Source organism: Catenovulum sp. 2E275 (genome assembly GCF_025515275.1).
In the GTDB taxonomy this organism is placed as follows: Bacteria; Pseudomonadota; Gammaproteobacteria; order Enterobacterales; family Alteromonadaceae; genus Catenovulum.
Window position 1 is genome coordinate 225,876 of the sequence record NZ_JAOPFU010000003.1, and the last position, 15,026, is coordinate 240,901.

General features: G+C 38.1%; 14 protein-coding genes and 1 riboswitch. Of the genes, 11 read left to right on the plus strand and 3 right to left on the minus strand.

Features of this window, described 5'->3' with window-relative positions; genetic code table 11:
* Positions 1-3: 3 nt before the first annotated feature.
* Positions 4-1,107: a DUF3083 family protein gene (locus tag N7931_RS03255; RefSeq protein ID WP_262791897.1), complete on the minus strand. Its 1,104-nt coding sequence runs from the start codon at positions 1,105-1,107 to the stop codon at positions 4-6.
* 201 nt (positions 1,108-1,308) lie between these two features.
* Here N7931_RS03255 and rlmF point away from each other — a divergent pair, with 201 nt between their 5' ends.
* The 11 genes from rlmF to N7931_RS03310 all read left to right on the plus strand — a co-directional run bounded on the left by rlmF (position 1,309) and on the right by N7931_RS03310 (position 11,710).
* The gene (rlmF, locus tag N7931_RS03260) at positions 1,309-2,250 is read left to right on the plus strand and encodes a 23S rRNA (adenine(1618)-N(6))-methyltransferase RlmF (RefSeq protein WP_262791898.1); all 942 of its coding nucleotides are present in this window, start codon (positions 1,309-1,311) and stop codon (positions 2,248-2,250) included.
* Positions 2,251-2,321: 71 nt separating this feature from the next.
* Positions 2,322-3,362 carry an oxidoreductase gene (locus tag N7931_RS03265; RefSeq protein WP_262791899.1) on the plus strand — a complete coding sequence of 347 codons (1,041 nt, stop codon included), beginning with the start codon at positions 2,322-2,324 and terminating at the stop codon, positions 3,360-3,362.
* 105 nt (positions 3,363-3,467) lie between these two features.
* A riboswitch (cobalamin riboswitch) is annotated at positions 3,468-3,601 on the plus strand.
* 140 nt (positions 3,602-3,741) lie between these two features.
* Positions 3,742-4,566, plus strand: coding sequence for an ABC transporter ATP-binding protein (locus N7931_RS03270; protein ID WP_262791900.1), 825 nt, complete (start codon positions 3,742-3,744; stop codon positions 4,564-4,566).
* Positions 4,567-5,565, plus strand: a complete 999-nt coding sequence (locus tag N7931_RS03275; protein ID WP_262791901.1) for a FecCD family ABC transporter permease — start codon at positions 4,567-4,569, stop codon at positions 5,563-5,565. It abuts the gene before it with no gap.
* A gap of 28 nt (positions 5,566-5,593) precedes the next feature.
* A complete protein-coding gene (cobT, locus tag N7931_RS03280) occupies positions 5,594-6,694 on the plus strand; it encodes a nicotinate-nucleotide--dimethylbenzimidazole phosphoribosyltransferase (protein WP_262791902.1) in 1,101 nt (366 codons plus the stop codon).
* A 7-nt stretch (positions 6,695-6,701) separates the two neighbouring features.
* On the plus strand, positions 6,702-7,487 hold the full coding sequence (locus N7931_RS03285; protein ID WP_262791903.1) for an adenosylcobinamide-GDP ribazoletransferase: 786 nt from the start codon (positions 6,702-6,704) through the stop codon (positions 7,485-7,487).
* 34 nt (positions 7,488-7,521) lie between these two features.
* Positions 7,522-8,055, plus strand: a complete 534-nt coding sequence (gene cobU, locus N7931_RS03290) for a bifunctional adenosylcobinamide kinase/adenosylcobinamide-phosphate guanylyltransferase (protein ID WP_262791904.1) — start codon at positions 7,522-7,524, stop codon at positions 8,053-8,055.
* Complete coding sequence (locus tag N7931_RS03295) at positions 8,052-8,696, plus strand: histidine phosphatase family protein (RefSeq protein ID WP_262791906.1); 645 nt, start codon at positions 8,052-8,054, stop codon at positions 8,694-8,696. Before cobU ends, N7931_RS03295 begins: the two co-directional genes overlap by 4 nt.
* A gap of 26 nt (positions 8,697-8,722) precedes the next feature.
* On the plus strand, positions 8,723-10,198 hold the full coding sequence (locus tag N7931_RS03300) for a cobyric acid synthase (RefSeq protein WP_262791934.1): 1,476 nt from the start codon (positions 8,723-8,725) through the stop codon (positions 10,196-10,198).
* Between the two features lie 13 nt (positions 10,199-10,211).
* Positions 10,212-10,817 (plus strand): cob(I)yrinic acid a,c-diamide adenosyltransferase, encoded by a 606-nt coding sequence (cobO, locus tag N7931_RS03305; protein WP_262791907.1) that lies wholly within the window; start codon positions 10,212-10,214, stop codon positions 10,815-10,817.
* The gene (locus N7931_RS03310; RefSeq protein ID WP_262791909.1) at positions 10,817-11,710 is read left to right on the plus strand and encodes a cobalamin-binding protein; all 894 of its coding nucleotides are present in this window, start codon (positions 10,817-10,819) and stop codon (positions 11,708-11,710) included. The genes cobO and N7931_RS03310 overlap by 1 nt, the downstream gene beginning before the upstream one ends.
* A 127-nt stretch (positions 11,711-11,837) precedes the next feature.
* Here the strand turns inward: N7931_RS03310 and N7931_RS03315 are convergent, their stop codons facing one another.
* The gene (locus N7931_RS03315; RefSeq protein WP_262791911.1) at positions 11,838-13,028 is read right to left on the minus strand and encodes a cadherin repeat domain-containing protein; all 1,191 of its coding nucleotides are present in this window, start codon (positions 13,026-13,028) and stop codon (positions 11,838-11,840) included.
* Positions 13,025-15,016, minus strand: a complete 1,992-nt coding sequence (locus N7931_RS03320; RefSeq protein WP_262791912.1) for a TonB-dependent receptor — start codon at positions 15,014-15,016, stop codon at positions 13,025-13,027. Before N7931_RS03320 ends, N7931_RS03315 begins: the two co-directional genes overlap by 4 nt.
* Between the last annotated feature and the right edge of the window lie 10 nt (positions 15,017-15,026).

Below are 15,026 nucleotides of genomic sequence, written 5' to 3' on the forward strand. Positions count from 1 at the left end.
TAATTATTTATAAAAACCGATATGTTGATGTAAACGCACAGACATTGCTTCAGTATCATAGACATAATCTAATTTAGCGGCCATTGCACGCATGGCTGATAAAATTTGATTAAAATGTTTACCATAACCGTAATTAGTCATATCTGCCTCTGCAGCAACAAAAACAAACTGCACACTATCAACTAATTTTTTAGCTGACCATTTACAGTTATAACCACAAATTTCTTGTTTGGGATTATAGCCTATACGGAATAATTCTCCGTCTTTACTTAAACTTTCTTCATCTTGGCTACGAACAACAGGCACTAAATCATTAGCTAACATATATCCATTGCTTAGGTTATGCTCTTTTGCGCTATTAATAAAGGCTTCAGAGATCATGGTATATAATGGGTTATATAAATCCTCGGCTGTAGAGTCAATATCAGCCATTTCTCTAATACGGCGGGTAATAGGCATAGTAATAACCGCATAGTTTTGTGCATCAATAATCTCTGGCACTTCAACATTATCTGCTTTAAAACGGTTACGAATAGAGCGCAGCTTATGTGCTTGTGTTCCATCATGGCCTTTTTCTTTAGCGAATAAGTCAAATGTTAAATGCTGATGATCACAAATACGGATTGAGCCTTCATTCACTTTTGCTTGAGCCGCAAATTTTAAAATCGCATCTTCCACCTTTTTGTGGAAATGAGCGGAGTTTGAACGAATATCACGACCATTAGCTAAAAATAACAATTTAATTTTTTTAGCACGTTTGGTTTCGTCAAAATAGCTGCTTGAATTAAAATGATAACAAGGGCTGTATAAAAACAGAATTTGTTGATCGGTTTGTGAGGTTAATCGCTCAGGGCTATAACGCACGCGAATAAATTTATCGTTAGCAACAAATTGACTGCTTTCTAAACCAAACTCGGCACAAATTTCAAAAAATACTTTTGCCATGCCTTCATAACAGGCTTTGTAGTTTTCTGGATTTTCACTACCGGCAAATGCTTTGACTAATTCGTCGGTTAATTCAAATTTAGCTAATAAGTATTGGTTTTCACGGGTATTAGCCGGAATATAAAGCTTGTGCTGAGCGCTTCTTTTACGAATAATTGACATTTTCTGCCCCTTTAGATGTTAGAGTTGCTGATTAAATCAGCTAAAATCCAATTTGTTTTTTTAATATCTGATTTGTCTTCATTCTTATTGAAAAAACAACAAATTACAAGTAGGTTACACTAATTTGAAGCAGCTAATGCTTCAATAACCCATATTTGTCAATTAAGCTGATTGAATTTAATTTATCAAGTCCTGTTATCTGTGAAAAAATCAAAATTATCAAGTGTAAAACCTGCAAACAAACAGACTTTGCATCCTCGGAATGCCCATCATGCAAGGTATCCGATTAAAGCTTTAATCGAAAGCTGTCCTGCGTTAGCTGAATTTGTTAAAACCAATCCCAAAGGGGAGTTAACCATTGATTTTCAGCGAGCCAAAGCGGTGTTTTATTTAAATAAAGCTTTGCTCAGCTACTTTTATAAAATCCATTTTTGGCAAATCAATGAAGGCTATTTATGTCCGCCGATTCCGGGGCGTGCCGATTATATTCATTATCTGGCCGATTTATTGGCTTTAACTGAACCTGAGCAAACAGTGCCAACCGGCAAGCATGTGCAAATACTGGATATAGGAACTGGCGCTAATTGTATATATCCAATTTTGGGAGAGGCCATTTATGGCTGGCAATTTACCGCTAGTGATATTAATCGCGCGGCACTTGAGCAAGCTCAGCAAAATATCAAACAAAATAACTTACAGACAGAGTTAATTTTACAACCGAATAAACAGTCTATATTCAATGGCGTAATTGGCAGCAAACCCTATTTTGCAACCATGTGTAATCCACCTTTTTATACCTCGGCGCAGCAGGCTAGTGCGGTTAACCGTTTAAAACAGCAAAAACTGAATAAAAATAAACTTAAAAAAGGCCAGCAGCCAACCAAATTAACGGCTAAACGTAACTTTGCAGGGCAAGATGCTGAGCTATGGTGTGACGGTGGCGAAGCTCAGTTTTTAACTCAAATGGTGAACGAAAGTGTAGAATTTGCCTCTCAAGTAAAGTGGTTTACAACTTTAGTCTCAAACAAAAATAGTTTGCCTCAATTAAAGCAAAGATTGAAACAGCTAAATGCTCGTCAGCTCAAAGTAATTGAAATGGGACAAGGGCAAAAAGTTAGCCGGATTTTAGCGTGGCAGTTTTAAACACGCATCTAAGTTAAAGTATTAAAAGTATTTAAGTAACAACATTAGTTAACCCTAAATAGGATAAAACAATGAGTAACTCAAAAATTAAAGTAGGTGTGATTGGTTTTGGTAATTCAGCAAAAGCGTTTCATTTACCTTTTATAACCACTCAGGCAGATTATCAGTTAGTTGCCATTAGCAGCTCAAAGCAGGATGAAGTGCAAGCCGCTTTTGCCGGAGTCACTTGTTATGCTAATGCCGAAGATTTAATTTTTGACCCAAATATTGAGCTAGTGATTATTACCGCGCCTAACCATGTTCATTTTAGTTTAACCAAACTGGCACTTGAACATAATAAGCACGTGGTGCTTGAAAAACCAATGGCGAATACCAGTGATGAAGCTCAGCAATTGGTCGATATTGCTAATCAACATAATAAGTTATTAACAATTTACCAAAACCGCCGTTGGGATGGTGATTTTTTAACGGTTAAAAAATTACTAGCCGATAAAAAACTGGGGGATTTAACGTATTTTGAATCTCATTTTGATCGTTTTCGTCCGGTAGTGGAAACCCGTTGGCGTGAAGAAAGAGGCTTAGGTAATGGCATTTGGTTTGACTTAGGACCGCATTTAGTTGATCAGGCGCTTCATTTATTTGGTTTACCAACTGCGGTGACCGGGCGTATTTTAGAGATGCGTGAAAATGCTAAAACTGCTGATTTTGCTCACGTTATTTTACATTATCCCAATTTAGAAGTTGTTTTGCACGCCAGTGCTTTATCGGCTGCGCCAAATCAAAGATTCAGATTAGATGGTAGTAAAGCCAGTTATATCAAATATGGTTTGGATGTGCAGGAAAACCAATTAAAAGCAGGTATGTCACCACTAGATGAAGCTTATGCTAAAGAAGCTCAAGGTGATTTTGGCTCATTATTTAGCGCCGATGCACAAAAAAGTGTCGTGACTTTAGACGGGCAATATCCAACATTTTACCATCTAATGGCTGGCGCAATTAAAGGGCAAGGTGAAGTACCAGTTAACCCACAAGATATCGTTAATGTTATTAAAATTATTGAACTGGCTAACCAAAGCCATCAGCAAGCTAAAACGCTTAATTTTGGTGATTAATGTGGTAAAAATAGCGCATAGAGCAAAAGTGTATCAAAGTACCTAAATAACCTATCGAACATTATTTAAAAGTCAGTCAACGGTTTTAATAAATCCGGTGTGTTGCTTGGCTTTTAACACTATTCTGTTAAAATGCCGCCGGTAAATCTCCGGGAATATGGTGTAAATCCATAACTGTACCCGCAACTGTAAGCTAACAATTAGCAAGTCAGATACCGGCGTTAATTCCAAACATTCATTAAGTGCGGGAAAACACTTAAAATGAATACATCTTTTATATTTACTATTCTGTTTTATCGAATGATAAATGGCGGTGTGTTTATTTTTATTTTCCGGCTTTAATTTTATTAACCTCAACTAAATATACCGGATGAACCCTTTGTTATCTGTTTCTAATCTAACATGGCAAACTGAGCAAAAAACAATTTTAAACTCAATTAGTTTTGAATTAAAAGATCAATCAGTTAACGCAATTGTTGGGCCTAACGGAGCAGGTAAAACCAGTTTGTTACGTTGTTTATACGGGCAAATTAATCAATATTCTGGTCAGGTTGAGTTTTTAAATAAGCCGATAAAAAGTTATTCAGCCAAACAGCTTGCCCAACAAATTGCGGTGGTAAATCAGCATTTACCGATTAATTTCGCGTTAAGTGTCTATGAAATTGTATGTTTAGGGCTTATTCCGCATTTAAGTTTATTTAGTCAAATTAGTCCCAGCCAGCAAACATTTATAGAGCAAATTTTAAATCAGCTAGAAATTCAACATTTACGAGATCGTCACTTTAATCAGTTATCTGGTGGTGAGCAGCAAAGGGTATTAATTGCCAGAGCATTAGCGCAAAAACCTAAATTATTGATTTTAGATGAACCAACCAATCATTTAGATATTCATTTCCAGCATCAAATTTTAAATTTTATTTGTAGTTTAAATGTCTGCATTTTAATGACAGTGCACGATTTAAATTTAGCCAGTTATTATGCCGATCATATTTTATTGATGAATCAAGGCCAATTAATCGCAAGTGGCACAGCCCAAGCCGTATTAACGCCCAAATTAATTGCTGATGTCTTTAAACTACCAGTTGAGTTAGGGCTAAACCCGTTAAATCAAAAGCAGCATGTTTATTTTGCAGCGTCTGATATAGCAAAGCAATTTACGCCAGCGGCAGTAACACAAGCTGAAATTAATAAGGCTGGCTGCTAAATGAAAATTTGGTCAAATCAACAAAAGTGGCTGTTTTTAGCGATTAGTTTTGTACTGCTTGTAGTCAGCTTATTCAGTTCACTCACATTTGGCGCAGCTCAGTTACCGGCTGAGCAGGTTATTGCCTGTATATTTAATCAATGTACCGATAATTTAGAGCAAACTCTGGTTTGGCAGATTCGTTTACCCAGAATTTTAGCCGCCATTTTATGTGGTGCAGGGTTAGCCGTTGCGGGGGCTATTTTACAAAATACAACTCGTAATCCATTGGCTGAACCTTATTTATTTGGGGTCGTTGCGGGCGCTGGCTTGGGGGCAAGTATCGCCAGTATTTGGTTTGTTAATTACATTGCTATTGCATTGCCCGTGGCTGCATTTTTAGGTGCGGTATTGGCTATTTCTATTGTGATGTTATTTGGTATTAGCAGTAAAGCGCGCAGAGTGGAGTCGTTAATTTTAGCTGGGGTTGCTGTGTCTTTTATGCTCAGCGCGCTAAGCCAGTTTTTACTTTATATGGGCGATCCATTTGCAACTAATCGAGTGATGTTTTGGTTAATGGGATCACTTGCTCGTGTTGAAATGCAAGATTTATCCATTATTACCCCAGTTATTTTTGTTTGTATTAGCTTGGTTTTATTATTTCACCGCCATTTAGACGCTTTGTTATTAGGCGATGAAAACGCTCAAAGCATGGGTATTCAAGTTAACAAATTAAGGTTATTAATGTTGGCAATTTGTGCCGCGTTAACCGCAACTTTAGTGGCGTATTGTGGCGGCATTGGCTTTGTTGGCTTAATGATCCCGCATATTGTGCGACAGTGGTTTTCATCAACCAGTGCTTGGTTAATAATAGGCTGTTGCTTATTGGGTGGCATATTTTTAATTTGGGTTGATGTACTTGCCCGTACTTTAGTTAACGGGCAAGAGTTACCAATAGGCATTATTACTTCTATTTTGGGCAGTATATTCTTTTTAACTTTAATGCTTAAAAAGCACTAAAAAGAATAATAAAAAACCGGAGTCGATTATGAATTGGCAAATAAAACCAATCGATCAAACTTATGCTGAACCAATTCAGCAACACATTGATCAAAAAACCAAACCATTAGGTTCATTAGGCCAATTGGAAATACTCGCCAAGCAACTGGCGTTAATTACCAATACCTGTGCCCAACAAAATACAATAAAAGCACAGGATTGCCGGATTTTAATTTTTGCGGCTGACCATGGCATTGCCGAGCAGGGCGTAAGCATTGCTCCGGCAGAAGTGACCGGCCAAATGGTTGCAAATTTTGTCAATGGGGGCGCAGCCATTAATTGCTTTTGTCGAGCCAATCAAATTGATTTAAAAGTGATTGATGCCGGCGTTAAATTTCCGCCTAATTTGCAATCAGAACAACTGATAAATCAATGGATTGCCGCTGGTACGCTAAATATTGTGGAACAAGCTGCAATGAGTGAAACTCAAGTGCAGAAAGCGCTAAAAAAAGGCGCGGAAATAGCCAATCAACAAATTAATGAAGGCGCTGATATTTTGGGATTTGGCGAAATGGGCATTGCCAATACCAGCGCCGCATCCGCTTTATTATCGGCCATATTAGCTTTACCGGTTGAGCAAACCGTTGGGCGCGGTACAGGTATTAGTGATTTAACCTTTAAGCACAAACAAGCTTTAATTGAACAGGCTTTAACCCGAGTTTTAAATCAATATCAGTTAAGTGAATTAGCTCAAATCAAACAATCACTGTCTCCAATACAAATATTGGCTGAATTAGGTGGATTTGAAATAGCGCAAATGGTTGGTGCTATGTTGCAAAGTGCTGAATGTGGGCGAGCTATAGTCGTTGATGGTTTTATTGTCTCGGTGGCGGCATTAATTGCCAGCCAAATCGAACCGGCAATTAATGCATATTTTGTTTTTGCGCATCAAAGTGATGAAAAAGCGCACCAGATAGTTTTAGATTATTTTTCAGCACAACCTTTATTGCAACTGGGTTTACGTTTAGGTGAAGGTACGGGCGCTGCGCTTGCTATGCCTTTAATAAAAAGTGCGGCTGAGTTTTACAACCAAATGGCCACGTTTGCCAGCGCCAGCATTAGTCCGGTTGAGCAAAACTCAGTTAAGTAAAATCATTATGCTCAAATTAATTAAACAGGAAATCAACTTATTTGCGATTGCGCTCACTTTTTTCAGCCGCATTCCAAGCCCTGTTACAATTGATTTTTCAGCACAAAATTTAAGCCGGGCAAATCGATATTTTGCGTTAGTTGGCTGGATTTTAGGTGGTTTGGTTGCGCTGGTTTTTAGCATTGCAAATTTAGTTTTTAGCGATGCAATTAGTCTTTGGTTGGCGATGGCTGCGAGCTTATTGTTAACCGGCTGTTTTCACGAGGATGGCTTAGCCGATATGGCTGACGGGTTTGGCGGCGGTTATACCCTAGAGAAAAAGCTTAACATAATGAAAGACAGCCGTTTAGGGACTTACGGTGCGAGCATTTTAATATTTGCATTAGCCGGAAAGTTTTTATTGTTGGCTGAATTATTAAACTACCAACTCAATGCAATTTGGCTTTATTTACCTTTTGCTTATGCACTTTCACGCACAGTTGCGGCCAGCTTGATTTTTGATATGCAATATCAAAGTGAAGATTTAACCAGCAAATCAAAGCCGCTTGCTAATCAACAAAGTTTAACAGAGCTGATGATATTAATTGTTAGCATTTTACCGGCCATATTTTGGTTGGCTACTGAGCCATTATTTGCTGTGATCATTTGTATGATTCTGTTTAGATGGTGCTTTAAAGCCTATTTACAGCGACAAATACAAGGTTATACCGGAGATTGTTTAGGCGCTGCGCAGCAAATTGCTGAGTTATTAATTTATTTGGTTTTATTGGCGAGTTTGAATCTTAGCCAATAAACCTGCTATTGATTCGTTTTAGGGAAATCTGAATTTGATTTATTTTGTGATTGGCGGGGCGCGTTCAGGAAAATCAGGTTATGCGGCAAAATTAGCCGCTACTTTGGCTAAACAACAAACCGCCGAAGTATTAAATATCGCGACTGCGCAAGCATTTGATGATGAAATGAGTGATCGTATTAAAAAGCATCAGCAGGACAGGCCAGCACATTGGCAATTAGCCGAAGTACCGCTGGAACTGACTGAATATTTAACAAAAGTGTCGCAAAATAAAAAAGTAATACTAATTGACTGTTTGACTTTATGGTTGAATAATCAGCTATTTGAAAAACCAGCACAGAATTTTGAAACCTGTTTTAAACAGCTAAGTCACATTTTATTGTCATTAAGCTGTGATGTAATATTAGTCGCAAACGAAGTCGGCTTGGGGGTTATTCCCAGTGGTGAAATTAGCCGAAAATTTGTAGATGAAGCAGGCAGGTTAAACCAACTCATGGCACAAATTGCGCATGATGTTGTATTTATGGCAGCTGGCTTGCCACTCCAATTAAAAGGAAAGCCACAATGACAAATCAAATAAAACCGTCTCGATTTACCTTATTACGTCACGGCTCAGTAGCCGGACGACCTGCGTTATATGGTCAAACTAACGTTGCTTTGAGCGATCAAGGCTTAAAAGATATGTATAGCGCAGTTGAAATTTTAGATAAAGCAGAGCCAATTGATAAAATTTATTCTTCGCCTTTATTGCGCTGCGCTATGTTTGCCGAAGCTTATGGCGAATCGCATAATCACGACATTTATTTAGATCACAGATTATCTGAAATGGATTTTGGCCGTTTTGATGGAATTCCGTACGACAGATTACGCCAGCATTGGGATAAACTCGAAGCATTTTGGGCCAACCCATACAAAAATACGCCACCAGAGGGTGAGCGCTTAAAACAGTTTGGCATTCGGGTAAAATCAATCTGGAATGAGCTTCAACAAGAAAACCAAGGGCAACACTATTTATTGGTCTGCCACGGTGGTGTGATCCGAATTATTCTGGCCAGTATTTTAGATATTGACTGGAAAAACGCACACTGGTTTAGCCGGTTAAAAGTAGATTATGCCTCAATCAGCCAAATTGAAATTGGCTCACATAAAAAGTCTACTCCAATTATTAAATGCATTGGCGCTAAACCGGCTGGCTTGTTAACAGATTAGAATGTGTTTTGATAAATAAAACAATTATGGTGCAGGGCACAAGCTCAGACGCCGGTAAAAGCATGTTAGTCGCTGGAATTTGTCGGGTGCTGGCAAAAAAACAGTTAAAAATTGCACCGTTTAAACCTCAAAATATGGCATTAAATAGTGCAGTCACAGCTGATGGCGGCGAGATTGGTCGGGCACAAGCGGTACAAGCTTTAGCTGCTGGGGTTGAATCTCAAATCGATTTTAATCCGATATTATTAAAACCCAGTTCAGACACCGGTGCTCAAGTTATTATTCATGGCAAAGCTATCTCAAATATGCAGGCCAAAGCTTACCATGACTATAAAAAAGTGGCGATGGATGCGGTTATTGAATCACATCAAAGGCTTGAACAAAATTTTGATGTGATCGTGGTAGAAGGCGCGGGTAGTCCGGCTGAAATTAATTTACGTGAAGGCGATATTGCCAATATGGGGTTTGCCGAAAAAGTGAATTGTCCGGTTATTTTAGTGGCCGATATTGACCGCGGTGGTGTGTTTGCGCAAATTGTTGGTACTTTAGCCCTGTTATCTGAGTCAGAACAAAATCGGGTAATTGGTTTTGTGATCAATAAATTTAGAGGCGATATTGCTCTGTTAAAACCCGGCCTTGATTGGTTAGAAGCAAAAACCAATAAACCGGTTTTAGGTGTGTTACCTTATTTGCATGGGCTGGATATTGCCGCCGAAGATGCAATTCATACCGAACAGCAACTTGAAAAAACAGAGCTAACGATAGTTGTTCCTGTTGTTCCACGAATTAGTAATCATACAGATTTTGATGCGCTGAGATTGCATCCTAATATCAATCTGATTCATGCGCCACCGAATAAACCTTTGCCTGCCGGTGATTTAATTATTTTACCGGGAAGTAAAAATACCCGTGCAGATTTAGCCTATATAAAACAACAAGGTTGGGATCGGCAAATCGCCAAACATTTAAGATTTGGTGGCAAATTATTTGGTATTTGTGGCGGTTACCAAATGTTAGGGCAAAGCATTAACGATCCATTAGGAATTGAAGATAAAGCCGGTAACAGCCAAGGTTTGGGTTATTTACCACTGATTACCGAATTACAAACAGAGAAAAAGCTTAAACAAAATTCAGGCGTTTTTAATTTAACTGGCGAGAACATCAAAGTGAGTGGTTATGAAATTCACTGCGGGCAAACTCAAGTTATGACACCATTGACGAATAGCGCAGAACATCGGCCGTTACTTGAATTAAGCGATAGCCAAGATGGGCTGATTGATTTACAAACTAATCAAATTGCTGGTTGTTATTTGCATGGGGTGTTGGATTCACCAGAGGTAATCAACCAACTGGCAAACTGGTGCGGAATTAATTTAAATCAGCACCAAGCTGATGCTTTCGATTACCGCAAACAACAATTAGATGCATTAGACAAACTAGCCGACGCTTGTGCACAATATTTAGATTTTGCCGCAATAGAAGCGGCAATCAAACAATTTTAAACAGGGAAAACTCATGGTAGATGAAAACCGTAAAGCCGAACGTCATCAGGCAAGAATGCAACGTTTAAAAGAAAAAGTAGATGCAAAAATTAATGCTGCGACAGAAGAGCGCGGCATTATTATTGTTATAACCGGTAACGGTAAAGGAAAAAGTACCTCGGGTTTTGGCACAGTTGCACGAGCCGTTGGACATGGTTTAAAAACAGCCGTAGTGCAGTTTATTAAAGGAACTTGGGCCTGTGGCGAGCGAGAACTGTTAGAAAAAAACGGGACAGAATTTCATGTTATGGCGACTGGCTTTACATGGGAAACACAAAATAAAGCGGCGGATATTGCCGCTGCCGAAAAAGTTTGGCAAGCCGGCAAAAAATTACTGAACGATGAAAGTGTAGATTTAGTATTATTTGATGAGCTTACTTATATGCTCAGTTACGATTATCTTGATTTAGATGAAGTGCTGGATGCAATTGTAAACCGTCCGGTTAATCAGCATGTGGTGATTACCGGTCGCGGCGCTCACAAAAGTTTAATTGAAATTGCCGATACAGTGAGTGAGGTGCAGTCAGTTAAACATGCGTTTGAAGCCGGAATTAAAGCACAAAAAGGAATCGACTGGTAATGGCTTTTAATCTCAAATTTAAGCAACTTTGCCGTTTTTGGTTAGTTTGCTGCGGGTTAAGTGCCAGTATCGCCATCAGTTTTGTCGCCAACGCGGATGATACAAATAGCGCAGAAAACAAAACCGTTCGAGTGATAGCGACAGCGCCACATATTGTTGAAATGTTATATGCAATAGAGGCGGGCGATAATATTGTTGGAACAACAGAACATTCTGATTATCCGCAGGCCGCACAAAAAATCCCAAGAATTGGTAATTATGCTGGTTTGCAAATTGAAAAAATATTAGCGTTAAAGCCGGATTATATTGTGGCGTGGAAAACCGGTAATCCTCCGCAGGATCTTGCCCGTTTAGAAAAACTGGGCATTCCGATTATCTATTCTGAACCAAACGGGCTTGAAAGTGTGGCACAAGAGCTGAAAATGTTGGGGAAAATCACTCATAAAACAGCGCAAGCAGAACAAGCCGCTCAAGCTTATTTAGATAAACTCGCTGTATTGCGTAAAAAATACCAAAATACGCAAACCCTAACTGTGTTTTATCAACTTTGGGCGGCTCCGCTAACCACTATCGCAAATCAAGCATGGCCTCAACATTTATTGAATGTTTGCAATGTAACCAACCCATTTGTTGACTTACAGGGCGATTATCCACAAATCAGCATTGAGCATGTTTTAGTTCAGCAACCGCAGGTTATTATTATTCCAAGCTCACTAGCTGAACCCAATGAAATGAAAGGATTTTGGCAAAAATATCCGCAAATTCCAGCGGTTAAAAACGAACAAATTAAACTGGTTAATTCAGACAAACTACACCGCATGACACCACGTAGTTTAGATGAGTTGGAAGTGATGTGTGACAAATTGAACCAGGCGAGGGCATTTTATTATTAGTAAATAGCTACATACTTATCTTATTTAAAGTTAATTTAGTAGCTCGATGTTTAAGGCATTTTTGAAGTTTTCCCACCAACAACTCAGTTGATGGGAAAATTAAGATTGAATTATTTTGTAGCCAAACTTAGTAGAAAAACTCAACTCTGACTGGTGGTAACTCTGTTGTAATACGATTTTCAAGTAAGCTGTTATCTTCAACCGAATAAACATCAACACCTGGTGCTGCATCTGATGAAACGGAAACCCACAACCGATTCTCTGTATCTAATGCAATATCTGCAATGCCTTCGGCATTCATTACCGTTGCAGCTACGTCCGCTTGAGTAATTAATCCGGTTGACGGATTAAATTGGTATAAGTTGGAAACCGCAGGCCAACCACTAGATGCATAAAAATAACCTTGTTCATCATTAACAATAATTGTTTCACTCAACACGTTAGCAGTATTATTTTCAATATCTGATGCATTTAATACTTCTGTTAATGCATAGTTATCTAAACTGATTTTTTCTATTTTACTCGTTGAAATATCAGTTGTTGAATAAGCAGCATTACTTGTTATATATAAATTATCAGCGTAAGCCGTTAAGCTATCTTGCTGTGGGTTGATGCCATTTAATGGAATCCCTTTTAAGTTATCTTCTGAATTAGCATTAGTTTCAATTTCTTCACCTGTTTGTACATCAAATACAGCTACATAAGCTGTTTGAGGTACCCAATTTTCCATGCGCTGCATAACAATATAAAGCTTGCCATCATTAATTAAGCCATCTGCAGCAGTTGGATTTGTAGCTGTACCAGCATTATAAGCAGAGATATCAATACTACCAGTAATAAAGTCGGACTCGTCTGTTGCACTTGGGTTAATAATTAAAACTTTATCTGAACCATAACGGATCACAAAAGCTTTTTCTTCGTTTACAAACACAATATCATAAGGGTTACCAGATGCTTCTTCACCCGCTTGTTGAGTAGAAAAACTATATGCTGAATTTTCCATATCTTCGGCTGTAAACTTTTCTATTGTATCTATGGTATAGCGACCAATGTGATATAAATCATCTTGATAAGTTTTGATAGTATAGTCAGTTTTTATATCTGTTAATGCAATCTTTGTATTGGTGATTTGATAAGTATCAGAATCTAAAATAAGAACTTGCTGACCACTGGTATAATCCGACGCAACAGTATGGATTGCAACAGCAGAGACAGGCTGTATAGTTTGTTCCGAGTTACTATTGTTATCATCAGATGAGCAACCAGCTAACAGTATGGCCGCTGCAATCAGGCTAGTTTTAAATGTGATATGTGTCATAAGTTTATTTCCTCTAATGTAAAGCTAAGTTTAAATGCTCGGCCCATCGCCGGTCGATTAGCCAAATCCTGATAGTTTTGATCAAATAAGTTAAGAGCTTGCAGCGAGATTTTCCACTGCCTGAGCTGGTAATGCGCGTTTAAATCCACCACAGTGCGTTTGGCTCGCTGCTTGTCTATATTGGCTCTGGAAAAATATAAATCTTTGTCATGAGAAACATCTAAAGAGAGTTTAATATTTTGGTTTAATTGATAATTAAGCCTAGTTTGGTATTGCTGGTGATAAATACCGGGTAACATTTTTTTATTAAAACTACTGATGTTTGACTCGGTGTTAGAATCGAGCAATGTCATATTAAAATCTAAATCTAATTTATTAGATAATGCATACTGAGCCATTAGCTCAAATCCTAGTATTTTTGATGCTGAAATATTTTGATATGAGCCAACACCGCTGCTATTAAAAATAGCAACAATCGCATTTTCTTGATCAGTTTGATAAATACTTGAGTTAAGTTGCCAGTTTTGCGCTTTAAATAAATAGTTGAATGATAGGGTGCTAGATTTTTCGGGTTGTAAATCATCATTGCCTTTTAACATTCCACGATCACCATAGCGCTCAAATAAAGCAGGAATTCGTACACCACGAGCAAGGCTAAAGCTTAACTGTTGAGCAGGATGAATCTGATAATTTAAACTTGAATCAAAAGTAAAATAATTTTCGCTATTCAGTTTTGGCTCAAACGCATAATCGGTTTGTTGGTTAATGCGGTTACTGTTTTCATCCCATAACTGGTTTAGTAGTAAATGAGCAGACCAATCACTATTTTGATACTCAAATCGGCTGCCTAAATGATATTGAGTCTGCTCAGAAATAATGTCACAGCTACCTAACCCTGAGCAACCCAAACCTTGTTTACCCAAAAATGATTGAGACTCATATTCGCTATAAAAAACTTTAAAATAGGGGACTGCCGTTACTTCATCTAAATTAAATAAAGCGCTTAAATTTATAGCTTGTGTATCAGTTTGATAATCATGGCGTTCTTGCCGAGTCGAAATAAATTTATCCTGATACACTTCACCTTTAGATTCTAAATAAGCTTCTAGTGATACTTGTTCAAGCAGGTCAAATCCAATTAGCCAATCGTCTGATACATTTACTCTGCGGGTATAAGTATCCAACGAAGCTTGGTTTTTATCTGAGTTATTTCGGTAACTTGGCAAATTTTTATTTTGTTCAATAAACTGAAACGAAGCCTTTATTTTATGATCATCCAGCACAAAGCTATCATTAAAATATGCATTCAATTTTTGATAGTCATTGTTGCGTAAATTTTCAGTCGCTGCCGTTTGTGGATTATATAAAGGCGCTGGTACTTTATACGGATAATTATTAGCAGTCGTTAGATAAGATAAGTTGATACTCATCTGGTGGTTGCCTAACTGTATGCTTTTTAACGCGCTAAATTCAGCTAAATCAAATGAACCTACTGCACCGCTTAATCGGGTTTGTGGTTTATTAGGATCAAAGGTATTAATTTTAATTACGCCGCCAATTGGCGTTGAGCCGGTTCCAACCGCCTGATTTTTGCTGATCTCAATGCTTTGAATTTGATCCAACGGCAACTGGTTTAAATCGAAACTACCAAATTGACCAGAATTAATGAGTTGACCATCAATATAAAACTGGACTTGTTTATCTGTGCTACCCCGAATAGAAACCGAAACCTGATTACCTAAACCACCAACCTGACGAATTTGAATACCAGCTTGTTTTTGCAAAATATCGGATAAATTTACACCTTGGTTTAAAAAATCTTGGCGCTGTAAAAGTGTGTAGTTGGTTTTAAATGTGGTTTTTTCCCCTTTAATTTCAATCACATCATCAATTTGATTATCGGCAAAAACAAAATTGCTTGAGATAAGCAAACTGCCTGCTAGCAATAAACAATTTGCCGGACACGATAATGCTTGGTTGATATTCATGAAAAACCCT